Source organism: Streptomyces sp. NPDC053665, assembly GCF_055585285.1.
On the sequence record NZ_JBVJKK010000010.1, the window covers coordinates 1 to 19,853 of the forward strand.

At 71.3% G+C, this 19,853-nt stretch carries 16 protein-coding genes and 5 tRNA genes; 12 read left to right on the top strand and 9 right to left on the bottom strand.

Annotation, left to right across the window (positions count from 1 at the left end):
- On the top strand, positions 1-891 hold an 891-nt coding region (locus ACZ6ZN_RS30840), incomplete at its 5' end, for an acyl-CoA carboxylase subunit beta (protein ID WP_469651382.1).
- Positions 892-926: 35 nt separating this feature from the next.
- A complete protein-coding gene (locus ACZ6ZN_RS30845; protein WP_451880388.1) occupies positions 927-1,121 on the top strand; it encodes an acyl-CoA carboxylase subunit epsilon in 195 nt (64 codons plus the stop codon).
- Positions 1,122-1,272: 151 nt separating this feature from the next.
- On the opposite strand, the gene ACZ6ZN_RS30850 is transcribed toward ACZ6ZN_RS30845, so the two are convergent.
- From ACZ6ZN_RS30850 to ACZ6ZN_RS30885, 8 genes are all read right to left on the bottom strand, one after another.
- Positions 1,273-1,854, bottom strand: coding sequence for a GTP-binding protein (locus tag ACZ6ZN_RS30850; RefSeq protein WP_014675207.1), 582 nt, complete (start codon positions 1,852-1,854; stop codon positions 1,273-1,275).
- A complete protein-coding gene (locus ACZ6ZN_RS30855; RefSeq protein ID WP_369193553.1) occupies positions 1,835-2,410 on the bottom strand; it encodes a DUF742 domain-containing protein in 576 nt (191 codons plus the stop codon). Before ACZ6ZN_RS30855 ends, ACZ6ZN_RS30850 begins: the two co-directional genes overlap by 20 nt.
- 94 nt (positions 2,411-2,504) lie before the next feature.
- The gene (locus tag ACZ6ZN_RS30860) at positions 2,505-2,918 is read right to left on the bottom strand and encodes a roadblock/LC7 domain-containing protein (protein WP_004983065.1); all 414 of its coding nucleotides are present in this window, start codon (positions 2,916-2,918) and stop codon (positions 2,505-2,507) included.
- Positions 2,919-2,928: 10 nt separating this feature from the next.
- Complete coding sequence (locus tag ACZ6ZN_RS30865) at positions 2,929-6,252, bottom strand: sensor histidine kinase (RefSeq protein ID WP_469651386.1); 3,324 nt, start codon at positions 6,250-6,252, stop codon at positions 2,929-2,931.
- A 377-nt stretch (positions 6,253-6,629) separates the two neighbouring features.
- Complete coding sequence (locus ACZ6ZN_RS30870; RefSeq protein ID WP_398106387.1) at positions 6,630-7,205, bottom strand: GTP-binding protein; 576 nt, start codon at positions 7,203-7,205, stop codon at positions 6,630-6,632.
- Positions 7,186-7,581: a DUF742 domain-containing protein gene (locus ACZ6ZN_RS30875; RefSeq protein ID WP_159535968.1), complete on the bottom strand. Its 396-nt coding sequence runs from the start codon at positions 7,579-7,581 to the stop codon at positions 7,186-7,188. The genes ACZ6ZN_RS30870 and ACZ6ZN_RS30875 overlap by 20 nt, the downstream gene beginning before the upstream one ends.
- Positions 7,582-7,692: 111 nt before the next feature.
- Positions 7,693-8,106 (bottom strand): roadblock/LC7 domain-containing protein, encoded by a 414-nt coding sequence (locus ACZ6ZN_RS30880; protein WP_030851929.1) that lies wholly within the window; start codon positions 8,104-8,106, stop codon positions 7,693-7,695.
- Between the two features lie 9 nt (positions 8,107-8,115).
- The gene (locus ACZ6ZN_RS30885; protein WP_469651390.1) at positions 8,116-11,910 is read right to left on the bottom strand and encodes a sensor histidine kinase; all 3,795 of its coding nucleotides are present in this window, start codon (positions 11,908-11,910) and stop codon (positions 8,116-8,118) included.
- 605 nt (positions 11,911-12,515) lie between these two features.
- Between ACZ6ZN_RS30885 and ACZ6ZN_RS30890 the strand changes: the two genes are divergently transcribed.
- The 10 genes from ACZ6ZN_RS30890 to ACZ6ZN_RS30935 all read left to right on the top strand — a co-directional run bounded on the left by ACZ6ZN_RS30890 (position 12,516) and on the right by ACZ6ZN_RS30935 (position 18,873).
- The gene (locus ACZ6ZN_RS30890; RefSeq protein ID WP_451877121.1) at positions 12,516-12,707 is read left to right on the top strand and encodes a hypothetical protein; all 192 of its coding nucleotides are present in this window, start codon (positions 12,516-12,518) and stop codon (positions 12,705-12,707) included.
- A 194-nt stretch (positions 12,708-12,901) separates the two neighbouring features.
- Positions 12,902-13,678: a fumarylacetoacetate hydrolase family protein gene (locus ACZ6ZN_RS30895; protein WP_398106384.1), complete on the top strand. Its 777-nt coding sequence runs from the start codon at positions 12,902-12,904 to the stop codon at positions 13,676-13,678.
- The gene (gene gltX / locus ACZ6ZN_RS30900) at positions 13,671-15,155 is read left to right on the top strand and encodes a glutamate--tRNA ligase (RefSeq protein WP_469651393.1); all 1,485 of its coding nucleotides are present in this window, start codon (positions 13,671-13,673) and stop codon (positions 15,153-15,155) included. Before ACZ6ZN_RS30895 ends, gltX begins: the two co-directional genes overlap by 8 nt.
- Positions 15,156-15,328: 173 nt before the next feature.
- Positions 15,329-17,542, top strand: a complete 2,214-nt coding sequence (locus tag ACZ6ZN_RS30905; RefSeq protein ID WP_469651395.1) for a FlgD immunoglobulin-like domain containing protein — start codon at positions 15,329-15,331, stop codon at positions 17,540-17,542.
- Between the two features lie 29 nt (positions 17,543-17,571).
- On the top strand, positions 17,572-18,303 hold the full coding sequence (locus ACZ6ZN_RS30910) for an HAD family hydrolase (RefSeq protein WP_451877114.1): 732 nt from the start codon (positions 17,572-17,574) through the stop codon (positions 18,301-18,303).
- A gap of 91 nt (positions 18,304-18,394) precedes the next feature.
- Positions 18,395-18,466: transfer RNA gene (locus ACZ6ZN_RS30915), tRNA-Gln, on the top strand.
- 21 nt (positions 18,467-18,487) lie between these two features.
- Positions 18,488-18,560 (top strand) — tRNA-Glu (locus ACZ6ZN_RS30920).
- 47 nt (positions 18,561-18,607) lie between these two features.
- Positions 18,608-18,680, top strand: a tRNA-Glu gene (locus ACZ6ZN_RS30925).
- A 20-nt stretch (positions 18,681-18,700) separates the two neighbouring features.
- Positions 18,701-18,772 (top strand) — tRNA-Gln (locus ACZ6ZN_RS30930).
- 28 nt (positions 18,773-18,800) lie between these two features.
- A tRNA-Glu gene (locus ACZ6ZN_RS30935) sits at positions 18,801-18,873 on the top strand.
- 202 nt (positions 18,874-19,075) lie between these two features.
- Here the strand turns inward: ACZ6ZN_RS30935 and ndgR are convergent.
- Positions 19,076-19,792 (bottom strand): IclR family transcriptional regulator NdgR, encoded by a 717-nt coding sequence (ndgR, locus tag ACZ6ZN_RS30940; protein WP_020270051.1) that lies wholly within the window; start codon positions 19,790-19,792, stop codon positions 19,076-19,078.
- Positions 19,793-19,853 lie beyond the last annotated feature (61 nt).

The window sequence follows — 19,853 nt, forward strand, 5'->3', positions numbered from 1 at the left end:
GAGACCTCCGGCGTCTGCCACTTCGCCTACGACGACGAAGAGACCTGCATCGCCGAGGTCCGCTACCTCCTCTCCCTGCTCCCGCAGAACAACCGCGAGAACCCGCCCCGCGCCGAGTCCTCCGACCCGGTCGACCGCCGCTCGGACGTCCTGCTGGACCTCGTCCCGGCGGACGGCAACCGGCCCTACGACATGACCAAGGTCATCGAGGAGATCGTCGACGAGGGCGAGTACCTCGAAGTCCACGAGCGCTGGGCACGCAACATCATCTGCGCCCTGGGCCGGATGGACGGCCGGGTCGTCGGCATCGTCGCCAACCAGCCGCAGGCGCTGGCGGGCGTCCTGGACATCGAGGCATCCGAGAAGGCCGCCCGCTTCGTGCAGATGTGCGACGCCTTCAACATCCCGATCATCACCCTTCTGGACGTCCCCGGCTTCCTGCCCGGCGTCGACCAGGAGCACGGTGGCATCATCCGCCACGGCGCGAAGCTCCTCTACGCCTACTGCAACGCGACCGTGCCGAGGATCTCCCTGATCCTGCGCAAGGCCTACGGAGGTGCGTACATCGTCATGGACAGCCAGTCCATCGGTGCCGACCTCACCTACGCCTGGCCGACGAACGAGATCGCGGTCATGGGCGCCGAGGGCGCGGCCAACGTCATCTTCCGGCGCCAGATCGCCGAGGCCGAGGACCCCGAGGCCATGCGGGCCCGCATGGTCAAGGAGTACAAGTCCGAGCTGATGCACCCCTACTACGCGGCCGAACGCGGCCTGGTCGACGACGTCATCGACCCCGCGGAAACCCGCGAGGTGCTGATCAGGTCCCTCGCGATGCTCCAGACCAAGCACGCCGATCTGCCGTCGCGCAAGCACGGCAACCCGCCGCAGTAACCCGGCGGACATCTGAGCCACGGAGACTGACACCCATGGACACTCCTGACATCCGCGTCGAGAAGGGCCACGCCGAGCCCGAGGAGGTCGCCGCGATCACGGCCATCCTCCTGGCCCGTGCGGCCGCCCGCCCCACGGACCCGGTCCCGGCCCACCGCGGCCGTGTGAAGGCCGGCTGGCGCCGCCTGGAGCGCGAGCCCGGCTTCCGCGCCCCGCACAGCTGGCGCTGAGCACAGAACCAGAAAGCAGGCCCCTTTTAGTTAGAGGGGCCTGCTTTTTTGGGGGCGCGGGGAACTGCGCGACCAGCCTCCACGACCCGCACCCGGCACACAGCAGCCCCCGGCAGCACACTGGCCGCCGGGGGCTGTCCCACAGCTTGGATCAGCGCAGGCGAGCCATCAGCGCGTGCTCGACCAGCGTGATCAACGCAGACTTCGCATCGGCCCGGTGCCGCGCGTCCGTCGTGATGATCGGGGTGTCGGGGCCGATCTGGAGCGCCTCGCGGACCTCGTCCGGCGTGTACGGCTGCTGGCCGTCGAAGCCGTTGAGCGCGATGACGAACGGCAGGCCGCTGTTCTCGAAGTAGTCGACGGCGGGGAAGCAGTCGGCGAGCCTCCGCGTGTCGACCAGCACGATCGCGCCGATGGCGCCGCGCACCAGGTCGTCCCACATGAACCAGAAGCGGTCCTGGCCCGGCGTACCGAACAGGTACAGGATCAGGTCCTGGTCCAGGGTGATACGGCCGAAGTCCATGGCCACCGTGGTGGTGGTCTTGTCCCCGGTGTGGGTCAGGTCGTCGATGCCCGCGGACGCGGACGTCATGACGGCCTCGGTGCGCAGCGGGTTGATCTCCGAGACGGCGCCGACGAACGTGGTCTTGCCCACGCCGAAGCCGCCAGCCACCACGATCTTCGCGGAGGTGGTGGAGCGGGAAGGCCCTCCGCTAGAGCTTGCGAAGTCCACTGAGCACCCTTTCGAGCAGTGTCACGTCTGGCTGGCCGCCGGCGTTCTCGTCGCCGCCGGGCTGATGGATGGCGACCAGTCCCGCCTCCGCCAAGTCGGCGACGAGGATCCTGGCCACGCCGAGAGGGATCGTGAGGAGCGCCGAGATCTCGGCGACCGACTTGATCTCCCGGCAGAGGTTGCAGATCCGCTGATGCTCGGGCAACTGGCCCTGCATCTGGTGCGGCTGCGCAGTGGTGTGCACCAGCGCCTCGATGGCGAGCTGGTAACGCGGGCGGGTCCGGCCACCGGTCATGGCGTACGGACGCACCAGCGGGTTGTTCGACGCGCCGGCGGGCGCCGGCTCGGGGGCGCGGCGTTGCGGCTGCACCGGCTGGATGCGCGGGGCGTGCGGCTGGTCGTACGGCGACGGGCCGGGGCCCTGCGGCGCGTACGGCTGCCGGTGGCTGGGTGCGGAGGGGAAGTTGTAACGGTTCGGGTTCTGACCACCGTCGCCCTGACCCTGGGCAGGGCCGTACGACCAATTGCCCGACGAACCGCCTGGGGGTGTTGCCACTTTCTCCTCCTCCGACTGTGCCCGGCATCCAACGCTGTGGAGCCGCGTCCCAAGACCTTACGGCCAAGGGACGCCAAAACGCACCGTTCGTCTGTTAGTTGAGCAGGCTCCCCTGGAGCTCCGCACGAAGGTCCGGTGTCAGGACCGTACCGGCTCGGTCGACCAGCAGGGCCATCTCGTACCCGATGAGGCCGATGTCCGCCTCGGGATGTGCGAGCACTGCGAGCGACGAGCCGTCGGAGATGGACATGATGAACAGGAATCCCCGCTCCATCTCCACGACCGTCTGGTTCACACTGCCGCCCTCGAAGATGCGGGAGGCGCCTGCCGTCAGAGACGTCAGACCGGAGGCGACGGCCGCGAGCTGGTCGGCGCGGTCGCGGGGGAAGCCTTCGGACATCGCCAGAAGGAGTCCGTCGGCGGAGACCACCACCGTGTGGGACACCCCCGGGGTGTTGTCCACGAAGTTGGTGATCAACCAGTTCAGGTTCTGTGCCGCCTGGCTCATCGGGCTCACACTAACGCTCCTGGTTGTAGGTGCTGTCAGGACCGAAGCCCTGGCCGTTCGTTTCACTGCCTGCGCTGCGTCCGCGCTGGACGCCCCGACGCAGGTTGCTCAGCCTGCCCCGGACGTCCTCCGGGGCGCGGGAGACCTGTGGGCCTCCCTGGGGGGTGCTCTCGGCGGCGCCCTCGATCAGGTTGGCCTTGGGCACCCGCCGCGGCAGGCCGGAGGAGGTGACCCCGCCCGCCTTGGGCTTCCGGAGCTGCGAGGCCTGCTGCCACCGCTCGTCGTTGGCCGAGCGCCAGTCGTCGTCGCCGTTGCTCTCCTGGGAGGAGGCCGGCTGCTCCTGGCTCACGTGCCGTGCGCCGCCGGTGCCGTTCGCACCGCCGGCGGTGGCTCCGCGGCGGGGAAGCCCGGCGTCGGTCAGCGCCTGCGCGGCGGAGGGGGCCTGTCCCGGACGGTCGAAGCCTACGCGGTCGCGCTCACTCGCGTCAGCGGCCTGCGCAGATTCCGTTTCCGGGGCCTGAGCAGGGTACTGGTTCGGGTAGCCGTTGCGGTAACCGTCCTGCTGCGGCCAGTCGTCCTGGTGACGCCGCTGCTCGAAGGCCGGGAAGCTCTCGGACCCACCTGCGCCCTGTGCCGGGGACTCCTCCCGGGCCGGCTCCGCATAGGAGGACTCCGGGTAGCCGCCGCCCGTCGGGAAGGTGTCGTTCTGCGGCAGTCCGCCGCCCGGCGCGTAGTACTGGTCGTCGTACGCGGACCGCTGCTGGTCGTCGTAGCCCGCCTGCTGCTGCTCGTACGACCCCTGCGGCTGCTCCTCGTAGGCCGCCTGCTGCTGCTCCTCGTACGGTGCCTGGCGGTCGTACGCGGACTGCTGCTGGTCGGGGTAGCCGTGGGAACCCGTCTCGTAGCCCTGGCCGGTGTCGTAGCCCTGCTGCCCGGTGTACTCGTCGGAGTACGTCCCGGCGCCCTCCTGCGCACCCTGCCCGGGCAGGGCGGGCGGCTGGTGCGACTGGGCCTCCAGGGCCGCCCGGCGCTCCTCGCGCATCAGGGAGCGGCCGACGGGGTCCAGCTCGCGTATGTCGTCGGGGACGTCCGTGTAGCGGCTGTCGTCGAAGCCGAGCTCCGCGGCCGTGCGCATCGGCTGCTGGTGGAAGTTCTCGCCGCCGCCGAAGTTCTGCTCCGGGATGATCTGCGAGACGGTGAACTCGTCGCGGTCCACGTGGCTCTCGCCGCCACCACCGTGGGTGATCGCGTCGGGCAGCATGACGAGCGAGGTCGTGCCGGCCTGCTCGCCCGAGGGGCGCAGCTGGACGCGGATGCCGTGCCGGTCGGACAGCCGGCCGACCACGAACAGGCCCATGCGCTGCGAGATCGCGGCGTCCACGGTCGGCGGGTTGGCCAGCTTGTGGTTGATGTCCGCGAAGTCCTCGGCGGTCAGGCCGATGCCCTTGTCGTGGATCTCGATCATCACGCGGCCGTCGGGCAGCCGGGTCGCGGTGACGCGGACCTTGGTCTGCGGGGAGGAGAACGTGGTGGCGTTCTCCAGCAGCTCGGCGAGCAGGTGCACGAGGTCGGTCACGGCCCGGCCGTGGATCTCCGCCTCGGGCACGCCCGACAGCTCGATGCGCTCGTACTGCTCCACCTCGGAGGAGGCGGCGCGCAGCACGTCGACCAGCGGCACCGGCTGGTCCCAGCGGCGGCCGGGCTCCTCGCCGGCGAGGACGAGGAGGTTCTCGCCGTTGCGGCGCATACGGGTCGCCAGGTGGTCCAGGCGGAAGAGGTTCTCCAGCTGGTCCGGGTCGGCCTCGTTGTTCTCCAGGTCGGTGATCAGGGTCAGCTGGCCCTCGATCAGCGACTGGTTGCGGCGCGAGAGGTTGGTGAAGATCGCGTTGATGTTGCCCCGCAGCAGGGCCTGCTCGGCGGCGAGCCGGACGGCCTCGCGGTGGACCTGGTCGAAGGCGCGGGCGACCTCGCCGATCTCGTCGGTGGTGGCGATCGGGATGGGCGCGACGCGGGTGTCGACCCGGCCGGGGTCGGTGCGCGAGAGCTGGTCGACCAGCATCGGCAGGCGCTGCTCGGCGATGCCGAAGGCGGCGTTGCGCAGCTGGCGCATCGAGCGGCTCATCTGGCGGGCGACCGCACCGGCCAGGATGAAGGCGAGGAGCAGGGCGACGACGACGGCGGCACCGGTGATGTAGGCGTCGCGCTGGGCGTCGGCGGCGATGTCCGAGGCCTCGCTCACGGCCTTGTCGGCCATGTCCGCCTCGATCTTCTCGTAGGCGTTGAACTTGAGCGTGTTGACCGCCCACCAGTTGTCGGCGGTGATGCCCTTCGTGGCGAGCCCGGCGCGGGCGCTCGGGTCCGTGCTCGGCAGCATCGCGATGCCGGCGACCATCGTCTCGGGCCTGGACGGCGGCGGGACGTAGTCCGGGTTCTGCGCCTTGGCCTCGCGGGCCATGGCGGCGCCCTCGGCCTTGATGTCGGCCTCGGCCGTCTTGAGCTTGGCCGCGTCCTGCTCGGTGCCGCCGCCGATGTACTCGCCGATGGCGATGCGCTCGAGGTAGGCGTACGAGGACAGGGCGATGCGCTGGCTGGCCAGGTTGCCGTCGTCCGGGCCGGGCTTGATCAGGATGTGCATGCCGATGGAGCGCTGCAGCGACAGGGCCGCCTTGGTCAGCTCCATGGCGTACACGGTCCGGCCGTAGCTGGTGATGTTGCCGGTGCCCAGGCCCAGCTCGTTGGCGAACTCGGTGAGGGGGTGGGCGATCTCGACGTAGCCCTCCTCCGTCTGGACGCCCTTGAGCTTGGAGGTGTACGCGGCCTGGCGCAGGGTGGCCAGCTTCGGCTCCACGTCGTGGAACAGGTCCAGCCGGCGCACCAGGCCGGGCTTGGACGGCATGTCCTGCGCCGCGGCGTCGAACTCGTCGGCCGCCTTGTCGGTGAGCCTGCGGGCCTCGACGACGGTCTTGTCGTCCTTGCCCTTGCCCTGGAGCAGCGGGGCGGCGGTGATGTCGCGCTCGTTGTAGAGGGCGTTGGCGTACAGCAGGGAGGCCCGCACCAGACGTGCGGTGCTCTCCGCGTCCTCGGCCTCCTGCCAGGTGTCGATCGAGCTCTTCACCTGGAAGCCGCCCATGACGAGGCCGACCACCACCGGGATGAGCAGGATCGCGTTCAGCCGGGTCGCCACGCGCCAGTTGCGCGGGGAGAGGCGGCCTCCGCTCTGGGCGGGGGCGGCCGTCGGCTCCGAACCCTGCACGGGGGCGGGCGCCGCTGTCCGCGGCGGCGGGGTGAAGTTGCCCCGGGCCGACGGCTCGGGACTGTTCTTGCTTCGCCTCACTCGACCAACAACCTCTCGGCGGTCGGCACCAACGTTGTGCCGCAGTTTCTCAGAGCCCCACGCACCATCTACGGACGAGTACGTCATTGACTATTGGGCAGTTCAGGCATTCCAGCACGACGACCTGCGCTCTTCCAAACAGTCCGAGGGGGCGAATCCCCGCGATGTAAGGCCCAGATAAAACGGTCATAAAGAGCGAGCCCCGCCAAAAGGCGGGGCGGTTGTGCGCGCAGTGAGACCGGGTGTGCGCGTCGAGTGGCGGTACCACCCGATTCCTCTGCCGAAACGTTATGAACACCTTGGCCGACCGTGTCAAAGGACACAGCCGGCTCCGGCGCATCTACGACAACTGCCGTATGTCCCTTTTGATTTGGGTGCTACCGCAGTCGTGCCATCAAAGCGTGCTCGACCAGCGTGATCAGGGCACTCTTCGCATCGGCCCGATGCCGGGCGTCCGTCGTGATGATCGGGGTGTCGGGGCCGATCTGGAGCGCCTCGCGGACCTCGTCCGGCGTGTACGGCTGCTGGCCGTCGAAGCCGTTGAGCGCGATGACGAACGGCAGGCCGCTGTTCTCGAAGTAGTCCACGGCCGGGAAGCAGTCCGCCAGCCGCCGGGTGTCCACCAGGACCACGGCGCCGATGGCGCCGCGCACCAGGTCGTCCCACATGAACCAGAAGCGGTCCTGGCCCGGCGTACCGAACAGGTACAGGATCAGGTCCTGGTCCAGGGTGATACGGCCGAAGTCCATGGCCACCGTGGTGGTGGTCTTGTCCCCCGTGTGGGTCAGGTCGTCGATGCCCGCGGACGCGGACGTCATGACGGCCTCGGTGCGCAGCGGGTTGATCTCCGAGACGGCGCCGACGAACGTGGTCTTGCCCACGCCGAAGCCGCCCGCCACCACGATCTTCGCGGAGGTGGTGGAACGACCCGTGTCAGAGCTTGCGAAGTCCACTGAGCACCCTTTCGAGCAGTGTCACGTCCGGTGCGCCGGTGGTCTCGTCGCCGCCCGGCTGGTGGATCGCGACGAGGCCGGCCTCGGCGAGGTCCGCGACCAGGATCCGGGCCACGCCCAGCGGCATGTTGAGCAGGGCCGAGACCTCGGCGACCGACTTCACCTCACGGCAGAGGTGGCAGATGCGCTGGTGCTCGGGAAGCAGCCCCATGAGCGCGGCGGGGTCCGCCGTCGTGCTGATCAGTGCCTCGATGGCCAGCTGGTAGCGCGGCCGCGTCCGGCCACCGGTCATGGCGTACGGCCTTACCAGTGGCTGGTCGCCCTCGTCCTCGTACGGCTCCGCGTACGGATCATGAGAGGCGGTGGGCGGGGTCATGAGTCCTCCGGGCGGGACAGCAAGTCGGTCGGTCGAGCCGTCTGTAGAGGCCTGTGTGGGGGATGTGGCGGCCGGACGGTGATGTGGTGAGACGGGTGGTGCCGGGGCCGATCAGTGGAGCAGACTGCCTTGGAGCTCGGCTCGCAGGTCCGGGGTGAGGACCGCGCCCGCGCGGTCGACCAGGAGCGCCATCTCGTAGCCGACGAGGCCGATGTCGCACTCGGGGTGCGCGAGGACGGCCAGCGACGAGCCGTCGGAGACGGACATGAGGAAGAGGAATCCCCGCTCCATCTCCACGACCGTCTGGGCCACCTCGCCGCCCTCGAAGATCCGGGAGGCGCCCGCCGTGAGGGACGTCAGACCCGAGGCGACGGCCGCGAGCTGGTCCGCGCGGTCGCGCGGGAAGCCCTCCGACATCGCCAGGAGGAGGCCGTCGGCGGACACGACGACGGTGTGGGACACCCCGGGGGTGTTGTCCACGAAGTTGGTGATCAACCAGTTGAGGTTCTGTGCCGCCTGGCTCATCGGACTCAACTAACGCTCCTGCTGGTGAGTGGGCCGTGGGTGGCTGCCGGTCTGGGTGGACCCGGCCTGACGACCCTGTGCGATTCCCCGACGGAGATTGGTCAGCCGGCCGCGCACGTCATCGGGCGCGCGCGAGACCTGCGGACCGCTCTGGTGGGACTGCTGCTGCGCCGTGCCCGGGACGAGGTTGGCCCGGGGGACCCGGCGCGGCAGGCCGGAGGTGGTGATACCGCCGGCGGCGGGCTGGCGGACGCGCTCGGCCTGGCGGACGAGGTCGTCGTTGGGCGAGGTGCGCCAGCCTGCGGAGGCGGACCGCTGCGGACCGGTGGGTTGCTGCGGCGCTTGGGGGGCGGCCGGAGCGGAGCCGTTGTTCTGCTGCTGCTCCTGCTGCCCGTGGAACCAGTTGGTCTCCAGCGTGTCGTACAGCGGCGTACGGCCGTCGCCCGGGCCGGTCGCCGGCGGCAGGGCCTCGGGCTCCTGCCGGACGGGCCGGGCCTGCGGGGCGGGCGGGCGCGGGGCGCCGAAGTCGGCCCCGTTCCGGCCGCCGTCGGCCTGCGGACGCTCGAACTGGCCCGTGCCCGCCGGGTCGGCCGGGGTGGCCGGACCCGGGAGGGTCGGCCGGCCGGCGCCGTTGCCCTGGTGGGGCACCGGGTACTGACCGGTGGAGCCGTTGTCCTGGCGCGGCGCCGGGTACTGCCCGGTCGAGCCGTTGCCGTAGGGCTGCGGGGCCTGCGGTGCCGGGTACTGGCCCGTCGAGCCGTTGCCGTGGTCGTACGACTGCTGCGGGACCTGGTACTGGCCCGGCGCGGGCGACGCGTCGCGGCGGCCCTGCTGGGTGCCGTAGACGTCCGGGCGGACGAACTGGCCCGGCCCCTGCTGGGCGTTCGCGTCGTGGGCGTACGGGTCCTGCTGCTGGGGGGCGGTGTAGTCGGCGGGCCCGCCGGCGTTCTGCCGGCCGGCGTCGCGCGGCACGGCCGGGATCTCCGCCGTGGCGGCCGGGCCCTGCCGGTCGTCGATCCGCGGCAGCGCGGCCGTACGGGGGCCGTCCGCGTCCTCGTGACCGCGCGGGGCGTCCAGCGAGGCGCGGGGCACCGGCGGCTGGGCGTTCTCGTCGCTCCAGCTGGGCTGGCGCGGCTGCTGCGCGTCACCGCCGGGAAGCTCGGCACGCGCGCCACCGCCGCGCGGCGGCAGTTGCGGCCTGCGGCCACGTCCGCGGCCCTTGCCCTGCTGGGCGTCGCCGCCCTGCTGCGGCCGGCCGCGGCCACCGCCGAAGGCGTCCTGGCCCTGCGGCTTCTCGGTGCCCGCGGCCTGAAGGCCCTGCGGGGCGCCCGGGGCCTGACCGAACCCGGCACCGGCCGGGGCCTGGTTCGGACGGCCCTGCTCGAACATGGAGTTGCCCTGACCCTGCGGCCCGCGCGGTGCACCCGGACCGGCCGGGCGGCCGGCGTCGCCGTCCCGCCCGGGCAGCGCGGCGCGCGAGCCCTGGCCGACCGCCGGCCGGCCACCGCCGAAGGCACCCGCGATACCGGGGGCGCCGGCACCCTGGCCGGGCGGGACGGCCCGCCGGGCCGCGGCCGCGCCCGCCGCCGCCTGCGCGGCGGCCGGACCGCCACCGCCGGCGGGCGGCTGACCGCCCTGCTTGGGCTGGGGCTTCTTGCCACCCTGGGCGACGTCGACGGGCAGCATGACCAGCGCGGTCGTACCACCGGAGTCGGACGGGCGGAGCTGGATGCGGATGCCGTGCCGCTGGGACAGCCGGCCGACCACGAACAGACCCATGCGGCGGGAGACGGACACGTCCACCGTCGGGGGAGAGGCGAGGCGCTCGTTGATCGCCGCGAGGTCCTCGGGCGAGAGGCCGATGCCGGTGTCGTGGATCTCGATCAGCACCCGGCCGTCGGGCAGGGCGTGACCGGTGACCTTCACCTTCGTCTGCGGGGAGGAGAACGATGTCGCGTTCTCCAGCAGCTCGGCGAGCAGGTGCACGAGGTCGTTGACCACGCGGCCGGCCACCTCGGTGGTCGGCACGGAGGCCAGCTCGATGCGCTCGTATTGCTCCACCTCGGACGCGGCGGCGCGGAGCACGTCGACCAGCGGGACCGGGCGGGTCCAGCGGCGGCCGGGCTCCTCACCCGCGAGGACGAGGAGGTTCTCACCGTTACGGCGCATGCGGGTGGCGAGGTGGTCGAGCTTGAACAGCGACGACAGCTGGTCCGGGTCGGCCTCGCGGGACTCCAGCTCGGAGATCAGCGACAGCTGGCGCTGGATCAGACCCTGGGAGCGGCGCGAGAGGTTGGTGAACATCGCGTTGACGTTGCCCCGCAGCAGGGCCTGCTCGGCGGCGAGGCGGACCGCCTCGCGGTGCACGTCGTCGAAGGCCGCGGCCACCCGGCCGATCTCGTCCCGGGAGTGCACGCCGACCGACTCCACGGACGTGTCGACGTCCTGCGGGTCGGACTCGGACAGCTGCTTGACCAGCTCGGGCAGGCGGTCGGAGGCGACCTTGGTGGCGGTGTCCTCCAGGCGCCGCAGCGAGCGGATCATGGAGCGGGCCACGACGAAGGCGCCGACCAGCGACACACCGAGCACGAGCAGGATCAGGGCACCGGAGATGATCGCGTCGCGCTCGGTGGCGCTGCGCAGCTCGCGGGCCTTCTGCTCCATCTCCTCGAGCAGCGTGTGCTCGATCTTCGTCATCTGCAGGATCTTGGTGGAGCTGTCGTCCAGCCAGTCGCGGTAGGACCGCTTGTCCTGCTGGGCCAGACCGCTCGCGGAGATCAGCACGCGGTCCGCGTAGGTGTCGGTGGCCTTGATCGTGCTGTTGCCGCCGTCCTCGATCGGCTTCAGCAGTTCTGCGGCGGCCTCCTCGCCGTAGATGCTCTTGAAGCTGCGGATCTCGGACTTCTGGCTCTCCGAGGCCGACTGCGCGTACAGCCGGTCGTTCGGTGAGAGCTTGCCGGTCGTGGTGTCGTTCGCGGGCAGCGCCGCCGCGAGGGCCGCGCGCTGGATGGAGGAGTACTCCTTGGCCGCGGAGAACGACGCGAGCGCACGCGTGCGCTGGATCATGTCCGGGTTGCTGGTCGCCTCGGCCATGTCCTGGGAGAGGTCGATCAGGCTCTCGATCAGACGGTGGTAGGCCTCGACCGTCTGGGTGGAGTTGCCCTTGGTCTCGTAGGCGCCCTTGCGGATCTGCTCCAGATTGCCGAGCTCGCTGGCCAGCTGGACGAGGTACTCGCGGACGCCGGCGAGGTTGCCGTCCTTGCTGGCGCTGTCGATCTCCTCGGAGCTGTCGAGGAAGTTCTTCTTCGCCCGGTCCGTCTTCTCGCGCAGGCCCTTGACCGTGAAGTCGGTGGCCTTGCCGCCGTGCGCGAGCGGGCCGGCCGACTGGTCGCGCTCGTCCTGGAGGGCGGCGGACAGCTCGGTGGCCTGCTTGGTGATGTCCGTCAGCAGCTTCATGTTGTCGAGCTGCTGGATGTCGTCCATCGACTGGTTGATGCGCAGCGCGCCGAGCGAGGTGGCCGCGACCACCGGCAGCGCGAGCAGCGACACCAGTCGCGTGGAGATGCGCCAGTTGCGCAGGGCTATTCGCGGACCGGGGCCGGTGGGGCCCGTCGGCGGCTTCAGCGCCGCGGCCTGGCCCGTGGCCCCCGAAGGAGCCGGCGCACCGGGACGCTCACCGCCGTTGCCCGAAGGGCCCGGGTTCTGGGCGTGCTGGGGCGAGGGGCCGCCATTCATGGGGCCAGTCCCGCCGTGCGGCTCCGGCTCCGCCGAAGCGTTGCCATCCCTCTTGAAACGTCCCTGCACTAGCGTCGCAACCTCTGGACCAGGCACCCCGTCGTGTGAGCGGCGGAGCACGGTGTCGGCGTTCTGGGGACGCCCTGAATTACGCCCCCGTGATGGTCGTGGGTGACCGGCGCTGGCTCCCCCTTCTCACCCGCCGCACGGCGCGTCGGTGCGCCCCCTGTGCGCCGGCTCGATCCTGCGGCGGTCCGTGAGATTCCAGCACAGCACAGGATCTCCAACAAGGCCCGTAAGCCGAGCCGTGACCTAGGTGACACCACGTGAGGGCCGGATCACCGGACGTAGAAAGGGAGTTCGTCCATATCGGGCGTATGCCCGCGAGTCGCCGAGCCGCCGCAGGTGTCCCAGTCGCCATGATCAGGAGCGGAATGATGGCTTCAGGGGTGCAATGTCCGCTTCGTCGTCCCGCGGTGGCCGTCCGGATTGACCGATTCGCCCCCTCGCTGGTGAGCAAACTCACACGGCAAAGATGAACGCCCGACGGTTGAGCCGGGAATCAGGTGTTTAGCCTGACGCTTTACAGACATGGCAAAACCGACAACCCGCGCCCGCGTGGGGGCTCTCACGCGCCCTCCCGGCGCCCGTCACAGGACAGGGTCAAGTAAACAGTGAAGACGACGACGATGTTCCACAAGATCGCCAACCCGCGGCGCACGACGCTGGCGCACCTCGCGGGTGCCGACGAACTGCAGACGCCGGAGCAGCCGGAGCACCCCGTCGAACTCCCGACCCAGACCGCCAATCCCAGGCGCACCGTCCTCATGGAGATCCCGGTGGCGGCCGGCGCGGCCGCCGAGTGACACCAGGAAGTACGCGCGCCGGCCGCCGGATGCTCACGGCGGCGGCACACGGATCGCGAAGGGGCGCCCCCATGACGGGGAGCGCCCCTTGTGCACGTGCGGCGTCCCGCCGGTGTGCGCGGGGCCCGGCGCCCTCCCCGCGTTAGCCTGGAGCGTCAGACTCCAGCCGCTTCAGTCAAGGGGCCAAGCATCCCGTGCGCATCGCCAGATTCTCCATCGACGGGAACGTCGCCTTCGGCGCCATTGAGGGCGAGAAGCAGGACGAACTCGTCCTGGACATCATCAAGGGCATCCCGTTCGCGGACTACGAGCTGTCCGGCACGAAGGTGCCGGTCGGCAAGGTGAGGCTGCTGCCGCCGGTGCTGCCCAACAAGGTCGTGGCCTTCGGCCGCAACTACGCGGAGCACGCGCGCGAACTGGGCAACGAGGTCCCCGAGGCGCCCTTCGCCTTCTTCAAGCCGTCCACCTCGGTGGTCGGCCCCGGCGACGAGATCCAGTACCCCTCCTTCTCGTCCGAGGTGCACCACGAGGCCGAGCTGGCCGTGGTCATCGGCCGGATGTGCCGCGAGGTCCCGCGCGAGCGCGTCAAGGACGTGGTCTTCGGCTACACCTGCGCCAACGACATCACCGCCCGCGACGTCCAGAAGCGCGAGAAGCAGTGGGCCCGGGCCAAGGGCTTCGACACCTCCTGCCCGCTCGGCCCCTGGGTGGAGACCGACCTCGACCCCTCCGACCTGACCATCCAGCTCACGGTCAACGGACAGCAGCGCCAGCTCGGCCGCACCAGCGAGATGATCCACTCGGTCGAGGACCTGATCGTCAACATCTCCGAGGCCATGACGCTGCTCCCCGGCGACGTGATCCTCACGGGCACCCCGGCTGGGGTCGGCCCCCTCACCGTCGGCGACGAGGTCGCCGTCACCATCGAAGGCATCGGCACTCTCACCAACAAGGTTGTCAAGCGTGGCTAGCGCATCCGCCCCAGCAGTCCGTGTCCGTTTCTGCCCCTCGCCCACCGGCAACCCCCACGTGGGCCTGGTGCGCACCGCCCTGTTCAACTGGGCGTTCGCCAAGCACCACCAGGGCACGCTGGTCTTCCGCATCGAGGACACCGACGCCGCCCGCGACTCCGAGGAGTCGTACAACCAGCTGCTCGACTCGATGCGCTGGCTCGGCTTCGACTGGGACGAGGGCCCCGAGGTCGGCGGCCCGCACGCGCCCTACCGGCAGTCCCAGCGGATGGACCTCTACAAGGAGGTCGCGCAGAAGCTGCTCGACGCCGGCCACGCCTACCGCTGCTACTGCTCCCAGGAGGAGCTGGACACCCGCCGCGAGGCAGCCCGCGCCGCCGGCAGGCCCTCCGGCTACGACGGCCACTGCCGCGAGCTGACCGACGCCCAGGTCGAGGAGTACACGGCGCAGGGCCGCGAGCCGATCGTCCGCTTCCGGATGCCCGACGAGACGATCACCTTCACCGACCTGGTGCGCGGCGAACTGACCTTCACCGCCGAGAACGTCCCGGACTACGGCATCGTCCGCGCCAACGGCGCCCCGCTGTACACCCTGGTCAACCCGGTCGACGACGCCCTGATGGAGATCACCCACGTCCTGCGCGGCGAGGACCTGCTCTCCTCCACCCCCCGCCAGATCGCCCTGTACAAGGCGCTGATCGAGCTGGGCGTCGCCAAGGAGATCCCGTCCTTCGGCCACCTGCCGTACGTGATGGGCGAGGGCAACAAGAAGCTCTCCAAGCGCGACCCGCAGTCCTCCCTCAACCTCTACCGGGAGCGCGGCTTCCTCCCCGAGGGCCTGCTCAACTACCTCTCGCTGCTCGGCTGGTCCCTCTCCGCCGACCAGGACGTCTTCTCGATCGAGGAGATGGTCGCCGCGTTCGAGATCTCCGACGTGAACCCCAACCCGGCGCGCTTCGACCTCAAGAAGTGCGAGGCGATCAACGGCGACCACATCCGCATGCTGGACGTGAAGGACTTCACCGAGCGCTGCCGCCCGTGGCTCCAGGCGCCGTTCGCCCCCTGGGCCCCGGAGGCCTTCGACGAGGCGAAGTGGCAGGCCGTCGCGCCGCACGCGCAGACCCGGCTGAAGGTGCTCTCGGAGATCACCGACAACGTCGACTTCCTGTTCCTGCCGGAGCCGGTGGAGGACGAGGCCAGCTGGGCCAAGGCCATGAAGGAGGGCTCGGACGCCCTGCTGCGCACGGCCCGCGAGAAGCTGGAAGCCGCCGACTGGACCTCCGCCGAGTCGCTCAAGGAGGCCGTCCTGGCCGCCGGTGAGGCCCACGGCCTCAAGCTCGGCAAGGCCCAGGCGCCCGTCCGCGTCGCCGTCACCGGCCGCACGGTCGGCCTCCCGCTCTTCGAGTCCCTGGAGATCCTGGGCAAGGAGACCACCCTGGCCCGGATCGACGCGGCGCTGGCCAGGCTGGCCGCGTAGCACCCGAGCACGACCCCACGAGGGCGGCGCCCACTCCGGGCGCCGCCCTCGCCGTGTCCGCCCGGCCGCCACCCGGAGTTCACCGTTCCGGCGAACTCCCGTCTGCCGGAGGGACGTTGGATGCCCCCGTGCGCACGAATCGCGTGTGCGCCCTGGTGCAGGGGGAGAGGAACTTGAGCCGTTCGCGAAGACTCGTCCGCGGGGCCGCCGGCGGGCTGCTGGCACTGGCCTGCCTCGTCCCGGCCGCGTCCGCAGGAGCCGCTCCGGCGGCGGGCGACCCGGTCGGCACCGTACGGCTCGTCACCGAGAAGCGGGTGACCGTCGACTACCCGTGGGCGGGGGCGTCCGGCTTCCGGTACCGGCCCGGGACCACCGCGGTCACCACGGTCGACCTCCCCGGCACGGTCCCGCCGGCCCACGCCGGCCCCGACGACCTGGCGAGCGGCACCGACGTCATCAACACGCTCGACGACCGGACGGTGGTGCAGCAGCACCGCTCCACCGGGGTGAGCGCCACCGTCGCGCTTCCCTCCGGCCAGGCCTACCGGGCCGCCGCCGGCTGGAGCGTGCTGACCCTGGACTCGACCGCGGCCCTGCACGTCCTGCGCGCCGACGGCACCGGCACCGCGGACACCCCGGTCACCGGCTTCCCCGCGGGCGCCCGCCCCGTCCTCTACCGCACCGGCGGCTCGGTGGCCCACCTGGCCGTCGTCTACGTCCTGGACGGCACGACCTCCGTGGGTCTGGTCGACCTGGCCGACGGCACCTTCCGCACCTACGTCACCGCCGCCGACGCCGCCCCGGAGATCGCCTTCAACGACCGCTGGCTGGTCGCCGACTGGAAGGCGATCCGGGTGGACTCCGAGCCCGGCACCGAACCCACCGCCCTCGCCAGGGCCGACGCGCGGTTGCAGGCGGTCGTGGGAGATCGCCTCCTGCTCGGCAACCCGATGTTCCTGGCGGGCGGCACCGACCCGGCACTGACCGCCCGATCCCTCACCACCGGCGCCACGAGCACCGTCCTGACCTCGTCGTTCGGCGGGATCGGCCCGACCCTGGACGGCGGCGCCCTCGCCACCGCCGGTCCCTCCAGCCTCGACTGGAACATCCACCGCATCGGCCTCGACGGTGACGGCGGCCTCACCACCACCGAGGTGGCCCGGGTCCCCGCCGCCGCGACCGCCGTCCAGGGACTGGCCCTCGCCGGCGGCGAGTTGCTCCTGTACGGCGCGACTCCGGGGGCCTCGCTGCGGCACAACGGCTTCCAGCTCGACGCCACCGGCCGCCCCACCGGCCCCCAGACCCCGCGCAGCCCCGCTCTGACCGCCCCCACCTGCCTCGGCGGCGACGCCGCCTGCCCCCAGCTGGAAGCCCTGGGCGACGGCCGGGTCGGCCAGCTGCACAGCGGCACGAACGGCGCGGGATCCGTGCTGAACGCGGGCCTGGACAGCACCACCCTGCTCACCGCCCCCACGGACGGCGACACCGGCGGCCGCATCGCCGGCAGCACCGGCCGTTACGTGCTGTACAACGGCGGCTCCGGCAAGCAGCGGGTCGTCGACTTCCCGCGCGGTGCCGCGACCGGCACGACCGTCCTCACCCGCGACCGCACCGCCGCCGCGATCTGGGGACAGACCCTGTGGACCCCGGGCGCCGCCCCGGGCACGGCCACCGGCCGCAACCTCAAGACCGGCACGTCCACCACCGTCACCACCGGCGCCCCCTGCACCCCGACCGACCTCCAGGCCGTCAACACCTGGCTCTACTGGACCTGCGGCGGCACCGCCGGCGTCCTCGACCGTGCCACGAACCGCAGGATCACGGTCCCGGCCGACCTGGGCCCGGCCCGCCTCGCCGACGGCTTCCTGCTCCGCGAGAACCGCACCACCCACGAGCTGCTGCTCACCGACTTCCACACCGGCACCGCCACCACCCGCACCCTCGCCGAGCTCCCGGCCACCGACCGGAACACCGGCGGCAGCAACGGCCGCTGGGCCGTCGACCGCTTCGGCGGCCCCGTCGCCCGCCTCGACGACGCGCACGGCGAGGTGTCGCTCTTCCCGAGCGGCGTGCCCACCTCGCCCCTGGCGCAGATGGAAGCCCAGGTGTACTCGCCGTCCGTGATCGGCAAGGCGTTCCCGTGGGCCCCCGTGTGGCAGCTCAACAAGCCCTCCACCTGGACGCTCACCCTCACCGACGCCTCCGGCAAGGCCGTCCGCACGCTCACCGGCGCGTCCACCGCGGCCGCCGTACGCCCCGCCTGGGACGGCACCACCGACACCGGTGGCACGGCCCGCAGCGGCACCCACACCTGGAGGCTCACCGCGCAGCCCCGCGACGGGCAGGGCCCGGACCTCGTCCTCACCGGCACGATGACCCTGGGCTGAGGGCGCACCGGGGCGGGTACGGTCGGAGCATGAGCATCCGCGCCGTGGTCTGGGACGTCGACGACACCCTCTTCGACTACACCAGCGCCGACCGCATCGGCATGCGCGCCCACCTCCTGGCCGAGGGCCTGCTCGACGACTACGGCACGGCCGAGCAGGCTCTCGCCCAGTGGCGGGACATCACCGACCGGCAGTGGGCCCGCTTCGCCGCCGGCGAGGCCGGCTTCGAGGACCAGCGCCGCGACCGCGTGCGGGTGTTCCTGGACCGTGAGCTGACCGACGAGCAGGCCGACGCCTGGTTCCGGCGCTACCTCACCCACTACGAGGCCGCCTGGTCCCTCTTCCCGGACGTCCTGCCCGTCCTCGACGCCCTCGCCGCCACCCACCGGCACGCGGTGCTCTCCAACTCCAGCCTCCACGTCCAGGACCGCAAACTGCGCGCCCTCGGCGTCCACGACCGCTTCGAGAGCATCCTGTGCGCCGCCGAGCTGGGCGTCTCCAAGCCGGACGCCGGAGCGTTCCTCGCCGCCTGCGAGGCCCTGGCCCTGCCGCCGCACGAGGTCGCCTACGTCGGCGACCACCCGGAGATCGACGGCCGCGGTGCCGCCGACGCCGGACTGCTGTCGGTGTGGATCGACCGCGGCGGCCGGTACGCCACGATCGACCCGCCCGCCGGGCCGCACCGCATCGCGTCCCTGGCCGAACTGCCCTCCGTGCTGGGCGCCGATACTCGTTTTGGAGCCCCGTCCACCTTCGGGTAATGTTCTTCCTGCGCCGCGGGGAGCGGGCCGGAAGGCCGGAACCCCAGGGCGCACAGCTAGAACACGAACCCCCCAGGGGCTTGCGTTCCAGTGGCCTATGGTGTAATTGGCAGCACGACTGATTCTGGTTCAGTTAGTCTTGGTTCGAGTCCAGGTAGGCCAGCTCGCAGAGCTCATCTGCAAAGCCCCCGTTGTGTAGCGGCCTAGCACGCTGCCCTCTCAAGGCAGTAGCGCCGGTTCGAATCCGGTCGGGGGTACTGGTTCCGGAGATCGGCAGATCGACGATCATCCCGGGACTGCTAGGGCCCCCGTTGTGTAGCGGCCTAGCACGCCGCCCTCTCAAGGCGGTAGCGCCGGTTCGAATCCGGTCGGGGGTACTGACTGGTCTAAACCACATTGGTCTATGGTGTAATTGGCAGCACGACTGATTCTGGTTCAGTTAGTCTTGGTTCGAGTCCAGGTAGACCAGCTCGGGCCTGCGGAAACGCAGTGTCCAGGCCCCCGTTGTGTAGCGGCCTAGCACGCCGCCCTCTCAAGGCGGTAGCGCCGGTTCGAATCCGGTCGGGGGTACAACAGAGAAGGCCCTCCACTTCGGTGGAGGGCCTTCTTGGCTTCCGGGAGCGCGGGGAACTGGGCGAGCAGCCACCACCGGCCCGCCGGCGACGATCACTACCGCCCCGCAAGCGACGATCAGCCGTGCGTGCCCCGGCGCGTGGTCGGGAAAGGTCTGCCGCGGCGTTGAGGCCGACCTTCCCCGATACGCTCCGTGCGCTCAGCCGGTACGCCGCAACGCCTCGGAGAGGCGCCCGGCGGCGTCGATCACAGCCTGTGCGTGCATCCGGCCGGGGTGCCGAGTGAGACGCTCGATGGGGCCCGACACGGACACGGCGGCCACCACCCGGTTCGACGGCCCCCGCACCGGCGCGGACACGGACGCGACGCCCGGCTCCCGCTCGCCGATCGACTGGGCCCAGCCGCGCCGCCGAACGCCCGACAGGGCCGTCGCGGTGAAGCGGGCGCCCTGCAGGCCGCGGTGCAGCCGCTCCGGCTCCTCCCAGGCCATCAGGATCTGCGCCGAGGAGCCGGCCTTCATCGTGAGCGTCGAACCGACCGGGACGGTGTCCCGCAGTCCGGACAGCCGCTCCGCCGCGGCGACGCAGATGCGCATGTCGCCCTGGCGGCGGTAGAGCTGCGCGCTCTCGCCCGTGACGTCCCGCAGATGCGTGAGCACCGGGCCCGCCGTGGCGAGGAGACGGTCCTCACCCGCTGCCGCGGCCAGCTCGGCCAGCCGAGGGCCGAGAATGAAACGGCCCTGCATGTCCCGCGCCACCATACGGTGGTGCTCCAGCGCCACGGCCAGGCGGTGGGCCGTGGGTCGTGCCAGTCCGGTGGCGCCGACCAGACCCGCGAGGGTGGCCGGACCGGACTCCAGAGCGCTCAGGACGAGGGCCGCCTTGTCCAGAACGCCGACGCCGCTACTGTTGTCCATGCAACGATACTCCCGTCTCACTCTGTGAAACGCAAGTTCAATTTTCTCCCGAACCCGCCAC